Annotated in this window: 15 protein-coding genes and 5 tRNA genes; 9 read left to right on the top strand and 11 right to left on the bottom strand. The window is 61.4% G+C overall.

Translation table 11 applies throughout. The annotated features are described in order from the left end of the window. Positions 1 to 257: 257 nt before the first annotated feature. The 7 genes from CSQ93_RS27080 to CSQ93_RS27050 form a co-directional block, all read right to left on the bottom strand. Positions 258 to 333, bottom strand: a tRNA-Ala gene (locus tag CSQ93_RS27080). A gap of 47 nt (positions 334 to 380) precedes the next feature. Beyond that, positions 381 to 456 (bottom strand) — tRNA-Glu (locus CSQ93_RS27075). Between the two features lie 51 nt (positions 457 to 507). Then, positions 508 to 583: transfer RNA gene (locus CSQ93_RS27070), tRNA-Ala, on the bottom strand. Positions 584 to 717: 134 nt separating this feature from the next. Next, positions 718 to 793: transfer RNA gene (locus CSQ93_RS27065), tRNA-Glu, on the bottom strand. Positions 794 to 860: 67 nt separating this feature from the next. Beyond that, positions 861 to 936 (bottom strand) — tRNA-Ala (locus tag CSQ93_RS27060). Positions 937 to 1,060: 124 nt separating this feature from the next. Beyond that, positions 1,061 to 2,467, bottom strand: coding sequence for a glutamate--tRNA ligase (gene gltX, locus CSQ93_RS27055; RefSeq protein WP_099380693.1), 1,407 nt, complete (start codon positions 2,465 to 2,467; stop codon positions 1,061 to 1,063). A 70-nt stretch (positions 2,468 to 2,537) separates the two neighbouring features. Then, positions 2,538 to 3,449 carry a LysR family transcriptional regulator gene (locus CSQ93_RS27050; protein WP_099380697.1) on the bottom strand — a complete coding sequence of 304 codons (912 nt, stop codon included), beginning with the start codon at positions 3,447 to 3,449 and terminating at the stop codon, positions 2,538 to 2,540. A gap of 101 nt (positions 3,450 to 3,550) precedes the next feature. Here CSQ93_RS27050 and lysA point away from each other — a divergent pair, with 101 nt between their 5' ends. Further along, on the top strand, positions 3,551 to 4,789 hold the full coding sequence (gene lysA / locus CSQ93_RS27045; RefSeq protein ID WP_099380692.1) for a diaminopimelate decarboxylase: 1,239 nt from the start codon (positions 3,551 to 3,553) through the stop codon (positions 4,787 to 4,789). Positions 4,790 to 4,852: 63 nt separating this feature from the next. Next, a complete protein-coding gene (locus CSQ93_RS27040) occupies positions 4,853 to 6,424 on the top strand; it encodes a phospholipase D family protein (RefSeq protein ID WP_099380691.1) in 1,572 nt (523 codons plus the stop codon). A 5-nt stretch (positions 6,425 to 6,429) separates the two neighbouring features. Here the strand turns inward: CSQ93_RS27040 and CSQ93_RS27035 are convergent, their stop codons facing one another. From CSQ93_RS27035 to apbC, 3 genes are all read right to left on the bottom strand, one after another. Next, complete coding sequence (locus CSQ93_RS27035; protein WP_233516366.1) at positions 6,430 to 8,106, bottom strand: alkaline phosphatase family protein; 1,677 nt, start codon at positions 8,104 to 8,106, stop codon at positions 6,430 to 6,432. A 138-nt stretch (positions 8,107 to 8,244) separates the two neighbouring features. Further along, positions 8,245 to 8,667, bottom strand: coding sequence for a DUF4399 domain-containing protein (locus CSQ93_RS27030; RefSeq protein ID WP_099380690.1), 423 nt, complete (start codon positions 8,665 to 8,667; stop codon positions 8,245 to 8,247). 231 nt (positions 8,668 to 8,898) lie between these two features. Next, a complete protein-coding gene (gene apbC, locus CSQ93_RS27025; protein WP_034758315.1) occupies positions 8,899 to 9,987 on the bottom strand; it encodes an iron-sulfur cluster carrier protein ApbC in 1,089 nt (362 codons plus the stop codon). 160 nt (positions 9,988 to 10,147) lie between these two features. Here apbC and metG point away from each other — a divergent pair, with 160 nt between their 5' ends. From metG to panC, 5 genes are all read left to right on the top strand, one after another. Continuing rightward, the gene (gene metG, locus CSQ93_RS27020; RefSeq protein WP_099380689.1) at positions 10,148 to 12,304 is read left to right on the top strand and encodes a methionine--tRNA ligase; all 2,157 of its coding nucleotides are present in this window, start codon (positions 10,148 to 10,150) and stop codon (positions 12,302 to 12,304) included. Positions 12,305 to 12,323: 19 nt separating this feature from the next. Continuing rightward, positions 12,324 to 12,803 (top strand): GNAT family N-acetyltransferase, encoded by a 480-nt coding sequence (locus CSQ93_RS27015; protein ID WP_034778216.1) that lies wholly within the window; start codon positions 12,324 to 12,326, stop codon positions 12,801 to 12,803. A 107-nt stretch (positions 12,804 to 12,910) separates the two neighbouring features. Beyond that, positions 12,911 to 13,120, top strand: a complete 210-nt coding sequence (locus CSQ93_RS27010; RefSeq protein ID WP_034778041.1) for a DUF3460 family protein — start codon at positions 12,911 to 12,913, stop codon at positions 13,118 to 13,120. Between the two features lie 17 nt (positions 13,121 to 13,137). Then, positions 13,138 to 14,070 (top strand): segregation and condensation protein A, encoded by a 933-nt coding sequence (locus CSQ93_RS27005; RefSeq protein ID WP_099380688.1) that lies wholly within the window; start codon positions 13,138 to 13,140, stop codon positions 14,068 to 14,070. A 54-nt stretch (positions 14,071 to 14,124) separates the two neighbouring features. Beyond that, complete coding sequence (panC, locus tag CSQ93_RS27000) at positions 14,125 to 14,964, top strand: pantoate--beta-alanine ligase (protein WP_099380687.1); 840 nt, start codon at positions 14,125 to 14,127, stop codon at positions 14,962 to 14,964. A 41-nt stretch (positions 14,965 to 15,005) separates the two neighbouring features. On the opposite strand, the gene CSQ93_RS26995 is transcribed toward panC, so the two are convergent. Further along, positions 15,006 to 15,974, bottom strand: a complete 969-nt coding sequence (locus tag CSQ93_RS26995) for an IS1595 family transposase (protein ID WP_099380686.1) — start codon at positions 15,972 to 15,974, stop codon at positions 15,006 to 15,008. A gap of 167 nt (positions 15,975 to 16,141) precedes the next feature. Between CSQ93_RS26995 and CSQ93_RS26990 the strand changes: the two genes are divergently transcribed. Then, entirely contained in the window at positions 16,142 to 16,642 is a 501-nt protein-coding gene (locus tag CSQ93_RS26990; RefSeq protein WP_099380685.1) for a Fur family transcriptional regulator, read from the top strand. Positions 16,643 to 16,737: 95 nt separating this feature from the next. After that, entirely contained in the window at positions 16,738 to 17,838 is a 1,101-nt protein-coding gene (locus CSQ93_RS26985) for a branched-chain amino acid aminotransferase (RefSeq protein WP_099380684.1), read from the top strand. Positions 17,839 to 17,873: the final 35 nt, after the last annotated feature.

Genomic DNA, 17,873 nt, shown 5'->3' with positions numbered 1-17,873 from the left:
TTTACCTTGGCGATCCTGTCCGTGGACATGAAAGCTGTGTTTGCCGAGATCGATGCCGATGAGCGTAACGTTTTCCATGATGGCCTCCTTCAGAAATGAAAACACCCTATAAGTTTAGTAACTTATATGGTGGAGGGTGACCATCTCATTAGCCGCCGAGGCGACTTTGAATATCTTGTGACTTATATGCTATTTCCGGAAATAAAAAAAGCCGCTCAAGGCGACTTTGATTTATTCACTACCTGTTTCTGCGCTGTTGGTGGAGGTAAGCGGGATCGAACCGCTGACCTCTTGCATGCCATGCAAGCGCTCTCCCAGCTGAGCTATACCCCCCGGGCGCAGAAACACTGCTACTTCTTCACTACAACACCAGACTGAACTGGCGTCCCCAAGGGGATTCGAACCCCTGTACTCACCGTGAAAGGGTGATGTCCTAGGCCTCTAGACGATGGGGACCTCGGTACTACATTTTTACCTCTACAGTTTGCCGCTTTATCTCTGCGCTGTTGGTGGAGGTAAGCGGGATCGAACCGCTGACCTCTTGCATGCCATGCAAGCGCTCTCCCAGCTGAGCTATACCCCCCGGGCGCAGAAATAATAAAAGCCGCACTTGGCGACTTTGTTCCACTACTTGCTTTCCATCCAGATTCCGCTTTTTACGGCTCTGAACTTACAACAATCAGTACAAACAACTGCCACTACTATATCACAACTACCTGGCGTCCCCAAGGGGATTCGAACCCCTGTACTCACCGTGAAAGGGTGATGTCCTAGGCCTCTAGACGATGGGGACCGCGGAACTTCCAAACATCATCTGCACCACTTCAACGACTAACAAAACCTGACTGCGATTTTGCTGCTGGTGGAGGTAAGCGGGATCGAACCGCTGACCTCTTGCATGCCATGCAAGCGCTCTCCCAGCTGAGCTATACCCCCGTTGGTGCAGAAACAAGAGTATAGCAAAGAAGTTTCACTCTGCAAATACCCTTTTTCGTCTATGAGCAACTTTTCATAGGGGCGGTTTCCGCACCGTATTTTTACGCGTATTTCATCGCGGCGATTACAGCCACTTTGCCAGGCGCGCCAGCACGGTGTCGCGGCCGAAGATCACCACCACCTGGTCAATGGCCGGGGTCTGCAACTGGCCCGTCAGAATCAAACGCAAAGGCATGGCCAGCAACGGCATCTTGATGGTATTGGCGGCCAGCACTTCCTTGATCATGGCGGCGACGGCTTCCTTGCTCCACTCCACCGTGGCGATACGCTCGGCAAACTGCGCCAGCACGGGCTTGATGGCATCCGTGATGTGCTGCGCTGCCAGTTCCGCTTCCGGCTGCGGCTCGCGGAAGAACAGCATCGAGGCGGCAGCCAGTTCATTGATGGTATTGGCGCGCTCCTTCATCATGCCCAGCACTTGCGCCAGATCCGGCGCGCCTTCGAAGACGGCGCCGGCGGCGACCATTTGCGGACGCGCCAGGTCGGCCAGGCGCGTGTTGTCTGCCTGCTTGATATAGTGGTTATTCAGCCAGGCCAATTTTTCATTGTTGAACTGGGCCGCCGATTTCGACAGGTGGTTCAGGTTGAACCATTCGCAGAATTGCTCGGTCGAGAACACTTCATCGTCGCCATGGCTCCAGCCCAGGCGCGCCAGGTAGTTCAGCATCGCTTCAGGCAGGAAGCCTTGCGCCGGGTAATCCATCACGCTGACGGCGCCATGGCGCTTCGACAGCTTCTCGCCATCCGCACCCAGGATCATCGGCAGGTGGCCGTACAGCGGCAGCGGAGCGCCGATGGCGCGCAGGATGTTGATCTGGCGCGGGGTGTTGTTGACATGGTCGTCGCCGCGGATCACGTGGGTGATCTGCATGTCCCAGTCATCGACTGCCACGCAGAAGTTGTACGTTGGCGTGCCATCCGGGCGCGCGATCACCAGGTCGTCCAGCTCGCGATTCGAGATCGTGATCGTGCCCTTGACCACATCGTCCCACGTCACGTCGCCATCGAGCGGGTTCTTGAAGCGCACGACGGGCTTGCGGTCGGCTGGCACTGCCGGCAGGGTCTTGCCCGGCTCCGGGCGCCAGGTGCCGTCGTAACGCGGCTTTTCGCCGGCGGCGCGCATGCGCTCGCGCATCGCCTCGACTTCTTCCGGCGACGAGTAGCAGTGGTATGCCGTACCTTCGGCCAGCATCTGCGCCACCACTTCGCGGTAGCGGTCCATGCGCTGCATCTGGTAGAACGGGCCTTCGTCGTGGTCCAGGCCCAGCCACTTCATGCCTTCGATGATGGCTTGCACGGCTTCCGGCGTGGAGCGCTCCACGTCCGTGTCTTCGATGCGCAGCACGAAGGTGCCACCAAAGTGACGGGCATACGCCCAGCTATATAAAGCGGTGCGGGCGCCGCCCAGGTGCAGATAGCCGGTCGGGCTGGGAGCGAATCGGGTACGGACGGGAGTAGCGGTTGTGGTCATCGAAGTAGTCAGGCTTGAATAAGTAAAGCGCCATTTTACTCTGTTGACCGCCGCCGCTCCACAAGCGTCGTCACAGCTGCAGCAAGCGCCTTTTCACCTCGTCCGCCTGCGCATGCAGCGCCCGCTCGAACAGGGCGACCAGTTGCGACAGGGGCCGGTGCAGGGGCTTGACCAGATTCACCGTGAACGGCAAGGACACGGCAAAACGGCGAATCTGCAAGCCCTGCCCCGCATAATCGAGGGCCGTGAGCGGATTGACGATGGCCAGCCCCACGCCTTCGCGCACCATGGCGCAGACGGAAGCGGCGCTGTGCGTGTCGAGCGCCATGCGCCGCTCCACGCCCGCCTGCGCGAAGATGGCGTCGATCTGCTGGCGGTAGGGGTCGACGGCGGCCAGGCTGATGAAAGGCTGGCCTGCGAAGTCCGCCGGCTGCAACACGGCCTTGCCGGCGAGCGCATGGCCATCGGGCAGCACGCACACTTCATCGACAGACATCAAGGTATCAAGCACTGTGCCCGGCGGCGCATTGCCCACTTCCGTCAGGCCGATATCGTGGCGCTGCGCCGACAGCCATTCTTCCAGCAGCGGCGACTCCTGCGGCGTGATGCTGATGCTCACCTTGGGGAAATCGGCGACGAAGCGCTTGCACGCCTGCGGCAGCAGGGATTGGGAAAACACGGGCAGGCAGGCGATCGACAGCTGCCCCTGGTCAAACTGGCGCAGGGCCGCCGCCGTGCTGACGATGCGCTCCAGGCCGAAATACGCGCGCTGCACTTCCTCGAACAGCTGCAGCGCCTGGGCCGTCGGGCGCAGCCGCCCCCGCTCGCGCTCGAACAGGGTGAGGCCCGTCAAGTGCTCGAGGCGCGCCAGCTCGCGGCTGACGGTGGGCTGCGATGTGTGCAGCATGGCGGCGGCGGCCGTCACGCTGCCCGTCGTCATGATGGCTCGGAAGACCTCGATATGGCGCAAGGAGATAGTCATGGCCATATCATAAATGAATAAGGTAGCCCTAAATAGATATTTTATAGTCGAAGCACAATCGGCCATCATGCGCTATCTCCTCATTCCACCGAAAGCACACGATGAAGCCCGTCACCGACCAGACCCTTGTCCAACTCGCCCAGCAACACGGCACGCCATTGTGGGTGTACGACGCAGCCACCATCCGCGCGCGCGTGGCGCAGCTGGCGCAGTTCGACACCGTGCGCTTCGCGCAAAAGGCCAATTCGAACATCCACCTGCTCACCCTGATGCGCGAAGCGGGCGTGCACGTGGACGCCGTCTCGCTGGGCGAGATCGAGCGCGCGCTGCAGGCAGGCTTTACGCCGGCGCAAACGAACGGCGCCGCCGGCGTGGTGTTCACCTGCGACCTGTTCGACCGCCCTACCCTGGCGCGCGTGGCGGCAGCAAAGATCGAAGTCAATTGCGGCTCCGTCGACATGCTGCGCCAGCTGGGCCCTGTGTCGCCCGGCCACCGCGTCTGGCTGCGCATCAATCCCGGCTATGGCCATGGCCATAGCAACAAGACCAATACGGGCGGCGAAAACAGCAAGCACGGTATCTGGCATGAAGAGCTGCCAGAGGCGCTGGCCGTCATCCGCGCGCATGGCCTGCACCTGGTCGGCCTGCACATGCACATCGGCTCGGGCGTCGACTACAGCCACCTGGAAACCGTCTGCGGCACCATGGTCGACCTGGTCAAGAACATGGGCCACGACATCGAAGCCATTTCCACCGGCGGCGGCCTGTCCGTGCCTTACCGCGAAGGCGAGCAGCCCGTCGATACGGACCACTACTTCCAGCTGTGGGATGCGGCGCGCAAGCAGATCGAGGCACACCTGGGCCATCGCGTGCACCTGGAAATCGAACCGGGCCGCTTCCTCGTGGCCGACGCGGGCTTGCTGGTGGCCGAAGTGCGCGCCACCAAGCAAATGGGCGGCAACCATTTCACCTTGCTCGATACGGGCTTCAATGAACTGATGCGCCCCGCCATGTACGGCAGCTACCATGAAATGTCGGTCATCGCGCATGACGGCCGGGCACTGGACACGCAGTACGCCACCGTGGTCGGCGGCCCCCTGTGCGAATCGGGCGACGTGTTTACCCAGCGCGATGGCGGCGTGGTGGAAACCCGTTTACTGCCAGCAGCGCAGGTGGGCGACTACGTCGTCTTCGAAGGCGCGGGCGCGTATGGCGCGTCGATGTCGTCGAACTACAACAGCCGTCCGCATGCGGCGGAATACCTGGTCGATGGGGAACAGTCCCGCTTGATCCGCCGCCGCCAGACGGTGGCCGAGCTGATCGCGCTGGAACAACTCTAAAACCGCGCCCGCGTGCGGGCATGCGCATCTGCTAACATCGGGGCAACTCGATGAAAGCCCGCCATGCCCGCCACCACCCTTGCCCGCCGCAGCGGCGTTTTTCTACTGCCTCTGCTGCCCCTGCTGCTGTCCGCCATCCTTGCCGGCTGCGCCTCGCTGCCCTCGCTGGACGGGCGCAGCCCCTCCAGCGTCATCACCGATACGGCCGACACCCGGCTGGCCACGGCCATTGCGCCCATGGTGGCGCAGCATCCCGGCGTGTCCGGCATTTATCCACTGGTCGACGGACGCGATGCGTTTGCCGCGCGCGCCCTGCTGGCCGCCGCCGCCCAACGCAGCCTCGATGTGCAGTACTACATCTGGCACAAGGACATCACCGGCACCCTGCTGTTTGACGCCCTGCGCCAGGCGGCCGAACGGGGCGTGCGCGTGCGCCTGCTGCTCGACGATAACAACACGGCGGGCCTGGACCAGACCCTGAGCATGCTGGGCAAGCAGGCGAATATCGAAATCCGCCTGTTCAATCCCTTCGTGCCCCGCTCTCCGCGCGCGCTGGCCTTTGCCACGGATTTTTCCCGCCTCAACCGGCGCATGCACAATAAATCGTTCACGGCCGATAACCAGGCCACCATCGTTGGCGGGCGCAACGTGGGCGATGAATATTTTGGCGCGGCCGGCGACGTGCTGTTCGCCGACCTGGACGTGCTGGCCGTCGGCCCCGTCGTCGACGACGTCTCGCAGGATTTCGACCGCTACTGGAACAGCGCCTCGGCCTACCCGGCCAGGCTGCTGCTGACCACCCCTGTCGAGGGTGACGCGGCCACCATCGCCTCCGAGGCGGATCGCATCGACGATACCAAGGCGGCCGAGGAATACGTGCAGGCGCTGCGCACCTCGCCCTTCGTCAGGCAAATGATGGAGCGCACCCTGCCCTTCGAATGGGCCCAGACGCGCATGGTCAGCGACGACCCGGCCAAGGTGCTGGACAAGGCCCGACCAGGCACGGGCGTGGCGGACAAGCTGCAAAACCTGCTGGGCGTGCCGGAAAAGGAAGTGGATCTGGTGTCGCCGTATTTCGTGCCCGGCAAATCGGGCACGCAAGCCTTTGCCGACCTGGCGAAAAAGGGCGTGGGCGTGCGCATCCTGACGAATGCGCTGGAAGCAACCGACGTGGCGGCCGTGCATGCCGGCTATGCGAAGTGGAGGAAACCGCTGCTGGAAGCGGGCGTGCTGCTGTACGAGTCGCGCCGCTCGTGGGAAGCCGGCGACGCGCGCGAACAGCCGGGCCACTTCGGCAGCTCCGCATCGAGCCTGCATGCCAAGACCTTTGCCGTCGACGACCGGCGCATCTTTGTCGGCTCGTTCAATTTCGATCCGCGCTCGATCGAGTTGAACACGGAAATGGGCCTCGTCATAGACAGCCCCGCGCTGGCCAGCCAGCTGGGTCTAGCCATGCGCACCACGATCCCGCAGCGCGCCTACCAGGTGCTGCTTGGCGACGACGGCGCCCTGTACTGGCTCGCCCGCGACGCCAGCGGCGCCACCACGCGCTACGACACGGAACCGGGCACCAGCGTGTGGAAGCGCATGGGAGTGGCGATTCTGTCCGTGCTGCCGATCGACTGGCTGCTGTAAGCGGCCTAGCGCACCGCTTCCGTCAACACCCGCCCTTCCGACGCCGACGGCTGGCGTATGCGCAGCAAATGGGCCAGCGTAGGTGCGATATCGACCACTTCCGCATACTGGCCATACGCGCCCGGCTTGATCCAGCGGGGGCCGAAGACCATCAGCGGCACGTTGGTGTCATACGTGTACGGCGTGCCGTGCGACGTGCCGCCGCTGCCCTTGCCGAAGTACCAGGCCGGTTTTGTCACCAGCATCAGGTCGCCCGACAGCTGGCGGTTCCAGGCGCGGCGCATCAGGGTGTCCATGCGTGTGGCGACGGCCCCCGTTTCCATCTGCGTGCGCGTATAGACTTGGGCCAGGCCGTCCTGCTGCATCAGAAAGCGGGCCGCCGCGTCTTCCAGGGCGGCGCGATGGATGCCGCTCTTTTCCGCCAGCGCGTAATCGAGATAGATATTCGGCAGCGATGACGTCGTCACCAGCTTGTCGATGCCCAGGCTTGTCGCCAGGTGCTGGTTCAAGGCATCGACCAGTTTGGCGCCATCGATGCGCTTGGCGGAGAAGCCGCGCGTCTCGGCAAATTCCGGCACGTTGGCAAAACCATGGTCGGCCGTCAGCACCACCAGCACGTTATCCATGCCGACTTTTTTATCGAGGTCGGCAAAGAAACCGGCCAGCATGCGGTCCAGGCGCTGCAGGTGGTCGTGCGACATCTTGCTTTCCGGGCCGTACGCATGGTTCACGTAGTCGTGCGCGGACAAGCTCACGCCGAGGATATCGGGCACGCCGGCCGGGTTGCGGCCCAAGTTTTCGCCATCGATGGCGGCACGGGCGAATTCCAGGGTCAGCTCGTCGAGGAAGGGGCCGGATTTCAGGCGGCTGTAGTACTCGCCATCGAGCTTGCCGCTGTCGCTGTAATAGGCAAACGGGAAGGTGTTGCGCGTGCCCGGCTTGGCCGCCACGATGTCATCGCGGGCATCATTGACATAGGCCGCATCGGACAGCAGCGGCGTCCAGCTCTTGCCGTAATAACGGTCCTGCGGCTTGGCCGCCTGGTAGCGCTGCACCCATTGCGGATGCTGCTGCATATAGTAGGTGCTGCTGGCGAAATTGCCCGTCTTTTCCATGTACATGTACGCCGTGCCCGTTTTCCCGGCCAGCAGGATGGCGCCGCGGTCCTTGCCCGACACCGTGACGACCTTGGACTTGTCGCCCGTGGAATAGCGCAGCTCGTCGCCCAGGGTGCTCACGCGCAGCTTGGTCGGCGCCGTGCCGTCGTCGGGTTGCGTTTCTTCGCCGATGTAATGGAAATTGCCATCCTCGGTGCAGTACACGGATTTTTTCGTGACGGGGTCGATCCAGTTATTGCCGATCACGCCATGCTGGTAAGGATAGGCGCCCGACAGCACGGCCGAATGGCCGATGGCCGTGACCGTGATGCCATGCGCCTGATGCGCATCGCTGAACCACGCGCCCTGCTCCAGCAGGCGGCGGAAACCGCCCTGGCCGAACTGGTCGCGGTAGCGCGTCACCTGTTCCTGCGGCAAGCCGTCCACCACCAGCACGACCACCAGCTTCGGCTGCGCCGCAGAGGCAGGAAGCGCCTTGGCCGCATGCGCCTGGCACGCCGCCACGCCAGCGACCAGCAGCAGCACCTGCGCCAGTTGCCGGGAAAGGGAGAAATGTTTCGTCATATCCGCTCATCAAAAGTTAGGCCACCGGCCAGCATACGCCGACTATATGACACAATAGTGACAAGAGGCAACAATATAAAAAAGTCCAGGCTCCATCGCTGGAACCCGGCCTTTGCCGCAACAGACAATATATCTGACTTACTTGACCGTCACCTTGATGCTTTTGCTTAACTCCGGCCCATACGACTGGTGCGCGCCATTGGCGAACTGCATCGTCAAGGTGTACTGACCAGGCGGCAAGGTGACGTCCGTTTCCGTTTGTCCTTTGCCGAAATGCAAATGCTTGTCATCCATGGGGATCATGTCGCCCACCTTCATCGGCCCCATATCAATGAGCAAATGATGGTGGCCCGTCTTGACCGTCATGTCGCCGGCCGGCTTGACGTCCATGCCGCTGACGGCAAACTTGACCTTGAACGGGCTCGTCACTGTCGCGCCATCGACGGGCTCGACGAACGAGACGGATTGCGCAAACGCGCTGGCGGCCATCAGGCTGCCGGCAATCAGGCTGCCGGCAATCAGGACTGCGGCCTGGCGCAGGAATACGGTGGTCAATTGCATGATGTCTCCTCTTGTTTAATAACAACACGGACTGCATGAAACCATATTCCTGGCGAGCATGGCGCCGGGGAAGAATTATCCTAATGGATAATCCAATGGCACCACGGCGGCCTTGAAAACCGTAGCGAGCAAGCTCAATGTCGGGTTGAGTAACGCAACCGTACTTTAGTACGGTGAGTAACGCCGACCCGAAAGTGAGCTGCGCAGTAGGTTTGCAAGGTCGCCCGACGTTTAATCGTTTTTAATGACGATGCTCGGGAACTTGCTGGTCATATCCTTCGCCTTTTCCGCCACCTTGATGGCGATGGTGCGGGCGATCTGCTTGTAGATCACGGCGACAGGGCCTTCCGGCTCGGCCACGACGGTCGGCGTGCCCGAATCCGTCTGCTGGCGAATCGCCATGGTCAGCGGCAAGGCGCCGAGGAATTCCACGCCAAAGTCCGCGCACATCTTCGCGCCGCCGCCGGCGCCGAAGATTTCTTCCGCATGGCCGCAGTTCGAGCAGATGTGCGTGCTCATGTTTTCCACCACGCCCAGAATCGGGATGCCGACTTTCTCGAACATTTTCAAACCCTTGCGCGCGTCCAGCAGGGCGATGTCCTGCGGCGTCGTGACGATGACGGCGCCCGTGACGGGCACTTTCTGCGACAGGGTCAGCTGGATGTCGCCCGTGCCTGGCGGCATGTCGACGATCAGGTAATCGAGGTCGCGCCAGTTGGTCTGGTCCAGCAATTGCTGCAAGGCTTGCGTAACCATCGGGCCGCGCCACACCATCGGCTCGTCCGGATCGATCATGAAGCCGATCGACGACACTTGCAGGCCGTGGTTTTCCATCGGCTCCATGCTCTTGCCATCCAGCGTTTTTGGCTGGCCGCTGATGCCCAGCATCATCGGTTGCGACGGGCCATAGATGTCGGCGTCGAGCATGCCGACGGTGGCGCCTTCGGCCGCCAGGGCCAGGGCCAGGTTGACAGCCGTGGTCGATTTACCAACACCACCCTTGCCGGAAGCAACGGCGATGATGTTTTTCACGTTGCTCATCGGCTTCAAGCCGCGCTGCACCGTGTGCGAAATGATTTTCGACGACACGCCCACGCTGACATTGCCCACGCCCGGCAGCACGCGCAGGGCGGCCAGCACGGATTTGCGGATCAGGTCGATCTGGCTCTTGGCGGGATAACCGAGTTCGATGTCGAGCGAAATGTCATCGCCATCGACTTTCAGATTCTTGACGGTTTTGCTGGAAACGAAATCTTTATGTGTATTTGGATCAATAACCTGGGCCAGCGCGGCCTTGACGTCTTCTACTGTGATGCTCATGTAAATCTCCGTGTGTACTACATATGTGCAATACGCGCAGTCTAGCGCAAATTTGCATGGCGCGATGGCGGCAAAAGCATCACTTGCCGGCGCTGCATCTGCTCATATTGCCTTTCCGCTGTTAAAATGTCCTATTATCCATCCCAAAAGTGCATCAATCATGACTCGCAAGCTGTTCGTCACCACTGCCCTGCCTTACGCAAACGCCGCTTTTCACATTGGCCACATCATGGAATACATCCAGGCTGATATCTGGGTCCGGTTCCAGCGAATGCAACGCGATGGCGCAGCCGGCCGTGAAGTGCACTTTGTGGGCGCCGACGATACGCATGGCACGCCCATCATGATTGCCGCCGAAAAGGAAGGCATCACGCCGCAGCAATTCGTCGCCAACATCGCTGCCGGCCGCGCCCAGTACCTCGATGGCTTCCATATCGCCTTCGACAACTGGTATTCGACGGATTCGCCGGAAAACGTCGACCTGTCGCAATCGATCTACCGCAAGCTGCGTGATACGGGCCTGATCGTCACGAAAACCGTCGACCGCTTCTTCGACCCGGTCAAGGGCATGTTCCTAGCCGACCGCAACATCAAGGGCGAATGCCCGAAATGCGGCGCCAAGAACCAGTACGGCGACAATTGCGAAGTGTGCGGCGCGGCCTACCAGCCGACCGACCTGGTCAATCCATTCTCCGTGTTTACCAACGCGACGCCCGTGATGAAGCCGTCGGAACAGTATTTCTTCAAGCTGTCCGACCCGCGCTGCTTCGAATTCCTGAAAAGCTGGCTGAACACGCCAGGCCGCTTGCAGCCAGAAATGGTCAACAAGGTCAGCGAATGGCTGGGCGAAGCCGGTGAAAAGCTGGCCGACTGGGATATCTCGCGCGATGCGCCCTACTTCGGCATCCCGATTCCCGATGCACCAGGTAAATTCTTCTACGTGTGGATGGATGCGCCCGTCGGTTACCTGGCCAGCCTGAAAAACTATTGCGACAAGAAAGGCCTCGATTTCGACGCCCTCTTGAACGATCCTGCCACGGAACAAATCCACTTCATCGGCAAGGACATCGTCTCCTTCCATTTGCTGTTCTGGCCCGCCATGCTGAAATTTGCCGGCCACCCGGTGATCGACAAACTGAAAGTCAACGTTCACGGCTTCCTGACGGTCAACAACGAAAAGATGTCGAAGTCGCGCGGCACGGGCATTTCGCCGCTGCGCTACCTGGACCTGGGCATGAACCCGGAATGGCTGCGCTACTACATCGCCTTCAAGCTGAACTCGAAGGTGGAAGACCTGGACTTCAACGGCGAAGATTTTGTCGCCCGCGTGAACAGCGACCTGATCGGCAAGTACGTGAACATCGCCAGCCGCTGCGCCGGCTTCATCGCCAAGCGTTTCGACGGCAAGCTGGCGTCGACGCTGTCGGAAGGCGCGCAAAGCTGGATCAACCGCGCACTGACGGTGGACGTGAACGGCGTCATCGTCGAGCGCCAGGCCAGCATCGCCGCGCACTTCGAGAACCGCGAATTCGGCAAGGCCTTGCGCGAAATCATGGAAATCGCCGACATCACCAACCAGTATGTCGATGAAAACAAGCCATGGATCCTGGCCAAGGATGCGGACAAGACGGCCGAGCTGCACGACGTGTGCACCACGGCCCTGATCCTGTTCCGCCAGTTGACGATTTTGCTGTCGCCGGTCCTGCCGGGCGTGGCCAAGAACGTTGCCTCGTTCCTCAACGACGCGGAATTTACCTGGGCCGACACGCAAGTGTTCGGCGACGCCGTCTCGAACAGCATGCTGGGCCGTACCATCGGCGCCTACAGCCACTTGATGACGCGCATGGATGCGAAGATGATCGAAGCGCTGTTTGACGCACCGCAAGCCGCCGCCATCGCGGCACCGGCTGCCGATGCCGCCAACGACGCCGCAGCGCCTGCAGCTGCCGCCGCTGCCGCCATCGAGGAACTGGCGCCCGAGATCAAGATCGACGATTTCCTCAAGGTCGACCTGCGCATCGCGAAAATCGTCAATTGCGAACTGGTCGAAGGCTCCGACAAGCTGCTGCGCCTGACGCTGGATGCGGGCGAAGGCCGTTTGCGCAACGTGTTCTCCGGAATCCGCTCGGCTTACCAGCCGGAAGAACTGGTCGGCAAGCTGACGGTGCTGGTGGCCAACCTGGCGCCGCGCAAGATGAAGTTCGGCATTTCGGAAGGCATGGTCATGGCGGCATCGAGCGCAGATGAAAAGGCCAATCCAGGCATCTACATCCTGAACCCGTGGCCGGGCGCCGAACCTGGCATGCGCATCCGTTAAGCCAGCACAAGGACCGATGATGAATATCGTGGTGCGCGAAGCAACGAATGCCGATGCACAGCTGATGGCCGAGCTGACCCGCGCCGCGTGGGCCGGCAAGGTGGCAGCCTCGTCCAGTGGACACCACGAGACGGCGCAGCAGGTGGAAGAGCAATTGCGCCATGGTGGCGGTTTTCTGTTGCTGATCGACGACATTCCAGCCGGTTCGCTGCGCTGGATGCCGCTCGACAGCGACCCCGCCATCTGGAAGATTTCACGCATGGGCGTGCTGCCCGCCTACCGGGGCAGCCACGTTTCGCAGCATTTGCTGGAAGCCATCATTCATCACGGTCTGTCGTGCCAGGCCGAGGAATTGCGCTTGGCCGTGCGGCGCGACCAGCGCAAGCTGATCGATTTTTATGCGGCCTTTGAATTCGACCTGGCCGAAGAACTGGAATATTCGCACGCCAACCCCGCCGAACCGGCGCCGATGGTGATGCGGCGTTTGCTGCGTTATTGATTTTTAGCAATTTCGCCCCGGACTTGCCGATACAACAACCCGCCAGGCCACACGGCGCGGTAAAATACGGCCGGCTGACCTTACCCATAAGACACTCAGAAGAGAATATGAAACTGCCTGCAAAACACAACAACTACGTATCCGACCATACCTTGTTCATCGCCGAACTGAAGGCCAAGAATCCTGGCATGGAAGCGGGCCAGCAAGCGGGCCGCGCCCTGCTGTGGGACAAGCCGGCCGTCAGCATCGATGAGCAGGAACGCCAGCTGGCGTCGGCCGTCAAGCAACAGGCTTACGTTTACCAGAACAAGAACTAATATCTGGAACCGGCACGATGTTGCCTGAAGAGTCTGCAGTCACGCCGGAAGCCGATGCTTCCGGTGCCGGCGCAGTCATCGAGTCGCCCGAACCTGTCGCTGAAGGCGACGGCAGCGGCGACCCTGCAGCATCTGCAAGCAAGGTAACGGACGCGGCGCCCGCCGCCGACCCGCTGGGCATCGCCCGCCTGTATGGCGAGCCGATGATGCGCATGCCGACGGATTTGTACATTCCGCCGGACGCGCTGGAAATCTTCCTCGAAGCCTTCGAAGGCCCGCTCGACTTGCTGCTCTACCTGATCCGCAAGCAAAACTTCAACATTCTCGATATTCCGATGGCGCAGGTGACCCTGCAATATCTGAAATATGTCGACCAGATCCGCGTGCGCAACCTGGAACTGGCCGCAGAGTATCTGCTGATGGCGGCCATGTTGATCGAGATCAAGTCGCGCATGCTCTTGCCTTCGCGCAAGAGCGACGTCGAGGAAGATGGCGGCGACCCCCGTGCCGAACTGGTGCGCCGCCTGCTCGAGTACGAGCAGATCAAGCTGGCCGCCTACGACCTGAACGCCATCCCGCAGTTCGAGCGCGATTTCGTGCGCACGCAGATTTTCATCGAGCAAAGCCTGACACCCACCTGGCCCGACGTGGAACCGGTGGACTTGCAGCAGGCGTGGCTCGACGTGCTGAAACGCGCCAAACTGACCCAGCACCATCGCATCAGCCGCCAGGAACTGTCCGTGCGCGAGCACATGTCGAGCATCCTGCGCCATTTGCAATCGTCGCGCTTCGTCGAGTTCAGCGAACTGTTCGACATTGCCGGCGGCGTGCCCGTAGTGGTGGTCAACTTCGTGGCCCTGCTGGAACTGGCCAAGGAAACCCTGATCGAAATCACGCAGGCAGAACCGTTTGCACCCATCTACGTCCGGCTGGCCTATTCGCCCGCCTGACCCCTTCCCTTTGTCACTGACCACCGTACAACGGGGTTTTAGCGAAAGCAATCCATGAAAATTATTTCCGACATCGAAGAATTGCGCGACCAGCTCAGCGGACAGCTGCGCACGGCGTTCGTCCCCACCATGGGCAACCTGCACGAAGGCCATCTGTCGCTGATGCGCCTGGCGCGCAAGCATGGCGACCCCGTCGTCGCCTCGATCTTCGTGAACCGCCTGCAATTCGGCCCGAACGAAGACTTCGAAAAATATCCGCGCACCATGGCGGCCGACATCGCCAAGCTGGAAAAGGAAGGCGTGTACGTGCTGTTCGCGCCGACGGAAAAAGAACTGTATCCGGAACCGCAGGAATACCGCGTGCGCCCGCCCGATGACCTGGGCAATACCCTGGAAGGCGAGTTCCGTCCCGGCTTCTTCGAAGGCGTGTGCACCGTCGTCACCAAACTGTTCTCGTGCGTGGGTCCGCGCGTGGCCGTGTTCGGCAAGAAGGATTACCAGCAACTGATGATCATCCGCAACATGGCGCGCCAGTTCGCGCTGCCGACGGAAATCATTGCCGCGGAAACCTACCGCGCAGACGATGGCCTGGCCTTATCGTCGCGCAATATGTACCTGTCGGAAAGCGAACGGGCGGAAGCGCCGGAACTGTACAAGGGCCTCAACTTCGTCGCCGAGGAAGTGCGCAAGGGCAACCTGGCCGTCGGCGAACTGGAACAGGCGGCCATGCAATTGCTGGACAACCGCGGCTGGAAATCGGACTACATCGCCGTGCGCAAGCGCGCCAACCTGCAAGCGCCAAACGCTGCGGAACTGGCCGCCGGTGAACCGCTGGTGGTGCTGGCCGCCGCCAAGCTGGGGCAAACCAGACTCATCGACAACCTCGAAATATAAGCATTGTCACAACGGGGCCATTCGGCCCCGTTTCTTTTTGGCTATGTCACCGCCAGATGTGGGAATACTCCCAGCGTTGCTTTCAATAACGTTTCTGGTGAACGGATGCGTCCGGCGTCGAGTATCCAGCGCCAGCCCAGGTAATTTGGCAGGTAGCGCGTGGCCACGCCATGAAACGGACCGAGCCATTGTCTCAGGCGGCTGTGATACGCATTGACGTTCTGCACATGCGCGGCGCCCTGCACGCGGATGCCGGCGCGCAAGTTGACGGCCTCGTGGCTGATGCCCGCTTCCCTCGCAAACGCCCGGTAGGCCGCATGACCATCCGTTACCAGCAGAACATCCTTGTCGATAACGGGCAACAAACATCGGTGCAGCTGCGCCTTCGTCAACGCGCCTTTGCCCGTGACGAAATCGAGAGTCTGGCCCGTGCGGTCGCGTGCCACCAGGATGCAGACTTGCTCATTCGATATACCGCGTTTAAAGGCATGGCCGCCACGACGGCGGGCCGGACGCGTCATCTGCCTCGACCCCTTTTCCGATTCCAGCACGTAGAGTTCATCGGCCTCGGCGATGCCATGCAGGCCATGCGGCCGGTCCGTCTTCGCCACGCTGAGAAAGCGGTGGCGCCAGCGAAACGTGGTGTTGCGGTGTAATCCCAGCTGCTGAGCGGCCTGGCGCACCGACCTGGAATCAAGCAGGCAATCGGCATACGCGATCCATAGCGCCTTGTGACGCAAGCGGGCCAGCGGTGTGCCCGTCAAGGCATTGAAAGTGCGCCCGCAAGGCACGCAGCGGTAGCGCTGCAAGCCGTGCGCATGGCCATGCCGGTGCAGGTGAGGCGAGCGGCAGGCGGGACAGACCAATCGCGGCTGCGCCACGCTTTCCAGCAACGCGATGGTCGCGTCGTGCGGTGCGTTGCCACGCAGCAGGGCGATGCCTGTCTGCCGCTGGCGTCGGTTCAGGTGAGCAAACTGGGCGATAAAACGGATCCATTCGGCTGGCTGCATGATCTGCTCCCTGTCTGGTAAGTATGCAGAGTCAGACAGCAATGCCAAGGGAAGATTCCGGCAGTTCCCCTATTTATCGATGACAGAGCCTTTTTCATTTCCCGGTTCCCTTTTGACGTTTTCGCTTGGCAAGGTAGGGAGAGCAGAACGCACAAGCGGAGAATCCCATGCAAGACATTCAAACCCAGGGCGATGGCCGCGTGTTCGAGCGCTTGCGCGCCGTACGCCTGCGCCCGACCAGCGCGCGCATCTGCATCCTGCAAGTGCTGGCCGGCACGCAGCGGCAAGCGATGAATGCGGAAAGCATTTATCAGCAACTGCTGCATATCGGCAATACCGTCAGCCTGGGCACGATTTACCGCGTGCTCAAGGAGATGGAAGGGGCCGGCTTGCTGCTGCGCGAGCGTGAGGCGAGTGCCAGCGGCAACAAGGCGCGCTACCTGATCAAGCCGGATCAGGTGGAGACGGATAGTTGCTACCTCGTGTGCCGCGTCTGCGAACGCAGCGTGCTGGTGCAGGATATGCCGCTGGTGGAGCAATTGCGCCAGACGGCGGCGGCGCACGGCATGGAAATCGGCGCGAACGTGATTTCCGTGCAGATGCGCTGCAGCCAGTGCGCCGACGAAGCGCAGGCAGGGCAGGGCCGGCCGGCGCGGGCAGCCGTTTGATTGATGCGGCGCAACAAGAACGGCTGGCCCATCTGCCTCCTCGCCGCGCGCATTAGGCGCTACAATAGGGAACCTCTTATTTGTTTCCTGCTGCCATGACCACTTCCACACAGAATCTCGTCGTCACCCCATCCGCCCACCCCCTGTCCGACGCCGAGCGCGCCGCGCGCATGGTCAACCCGGCGTTTGGCCGCATCTTTACCGACCACATGGTGGTGATTCCTTACCGCGACGGCAAGTGGCAGCAGGGTGAACTGAAGGCTTACGGCCCGTTGATGCTGGACCCGTCCGCGTCGTCGCTGCATTACGGCCAGGCCATCTTCGAAGGCTACAAGGCCTTCGCCCAGCCGGATGGCAGCATCAAGACTTTCCGTCCGGAACAGAATGCGGAGCGCTTCAACCGCAGCGCCGCGCGCCTGGCCATGCCGGCCATTCCTGTCGAGCTGTTCCTGGAAGCGGGCGATGCGCTCATTTCGCAAGACCGCAACTGGGTGCCGAAGAACACGGGCGAGAGCCTGTACATGCGTCCGCTGATGATCGCCACCGACCCGTACCTGGGCGTGCGTCCATCGGAAGAATACCTGTTCGTGCTGTTCGCTTCGCCTGCCGGCGCCTATTTCCCGAAAGGCGTGAAACCCGTCACCGTGTGGATCAGCGAAGACTTCGTGCGCGCCGCGCCGGGCGGCACCGGTGAAGCCAAGTGCGCGGGCAACTACGCGGCCAGCCTGATGGCCCAGTCGCAAGCGCAAGAGAAGGGCTGCGACCAGGTCGTGTGGCTGGACGCCGTGCACCGGGAATTCATCGAGGAAATGGGCGGCATGAATTTGTTCTTCGTGTATAAAGATGGCGAGAAAGTCACCGTTGTGACGCCGGAACTGACGGGCACCTTGTTGCCAGGCATCACCCGCCGCAGCCTGCTGGAAATGGCAAAAGACCTCGGCTATGCGACGGAAGAGCGTAAATTGTCCGTCCAGCAATGGCGCGACGACATCGCCTCGGGCCGCATGACCGAAGTGTTCGCCTGCGGCACGGCCGCCGTCATCACGCCCGTGGGCGTGGCCAAGGCCAACGGCTTTGAAATGACCATCAACAACAATGAAAACGGCGCCGTTACCCTGGCCCTGCGCGAAGCGTTGCTGGGTCTGCAGCATGGCACGGCACCGGATACGCATGGCTGGATGCACAAGGTTTGCTAATCAGCTTGCTTGATTGATACCGCGCCGGCACTGTG

The organism is Janthinobacterium sp. BJB426 (genome assembly GCF_002735705.1).
Taxonomy (GTDB): Bacteria; Pseudomonadota; Gammaproteobacteria; order Burkholderiales; family Burkholderiaceae_D; genus Janthinobacterium.
The sequence above is the reverse complement of the archived record's forward strand: the minus strand, read 5'-3'. Positions and strand labels throughout refer to the sequence as shown.

Excerpts from the sequence above, each read along its gene's own strand:
- CSQ93_RS26985 (WP_099380684.1), top strand. The coding sequence starts at position 16,738 with ATGACCACTTCCACACAGAATCTCGTCGTCACCCCATCCGCCCACCCC.
- CSQ93_RS26995 (WP_099380686.1), bottom strand. The coding sequence starts at position 15,974 with ATGCAGCCAGCCGAATGGATCCGTTTTATCGCCCAGTTTGCTCACCTG.
- gltX (WP_099380693.1), bottom strand. The coding sequence starts at position 2,467 with ATGACCACAACCGCTACTCCCGTCCGTACCCGATTCGCTCCCAGCCCG.
- CSQ93_RS26990 (WP_099380685.1), top strand. The coding sequence starts at position 16,142 with ATGCAAGACATTCAAACCCAGGGCGATGGCCGCGTGTTCGAGCGCTTG.
- CSQ93_RS27005 (WP_099380688.1), top strand. The coding sequence starts at position 13,138 with ATGTTGCCTGAAGAGTCTGCAGTCACGCCGGAAGCCGATGCTTCCGGT.
- CSQ93_RS27050 (WP_099380697.1), bottom strand. The coding sequence starts at position 3,449 with ATGACTATCTCCTTGCGCCATATCGAGGTCTTCCGAGCCATCATGACG.
- metG (WP_099380689.1), top strand. The coding sequence starts at position 10,148 with ATGACTCGCAAGCTGTTCGTCACCACTGCCCTGCCTTACGCAAACGCC.
- CSQ93_RS27015 (WP_034778216.1), top strand. The coding sequence starts at position 12,324 with ATGAATATCGTGGTGCGCGAAGCAACGAATGCCGATGCACAGCTGATG.
- CSQ93_RS27035 (WP_233516366.1), bottom strand. The coding sequence starts at position 8,106 with ATGACGAAACATTTCTCCCTTTCCCGGCAACTGGCGCAGGTGCTGCTG.
- CSQ93_RS27030 (WP_099380690.1), bottom strand. The coding sequence starts at position 8,667 with ATGCAATTGACCACCGTATTCCTGCGCCAGGCCGCAGTCCTGATTGCC.
- CSQ93_RS27040 (WP_099380691.1), top strand. The coding sequence starts at position 4,853 with ATGCCCGCCACCACCCTTGCCCGCCGCAGCGGCGTTTTTCTACTGCCT.
- panC (WP_099380687.1), top strand. The coding sequence starts at position 14,125 with ATGAAAATTATTTCCGACATCGAAGAATTGCGCGACCAGCTCAGCGGA.
- lysA (WP_099380692.1), top strand. The coding sequence starts at position 3,551 with ATGAAGCCCGTCACCGACCAGACCCTTGTCCAACTCGCCCAGCAACAC.
- CSQ93_RS27010 (WP_034778041.1), top strand. The coding sequence starts at position 12,911 with ATGAAACTGCCTGCAAAACACAACAACTACGTATCCGACCATACCTTG.
- apbC (WP_034758315.1), bottom strand. The coding sequence starts at position 9,987 with ATGAGCATCACAGTAGAAGACGTCAAGGCCGCGCTGGCCCAGGTTATT.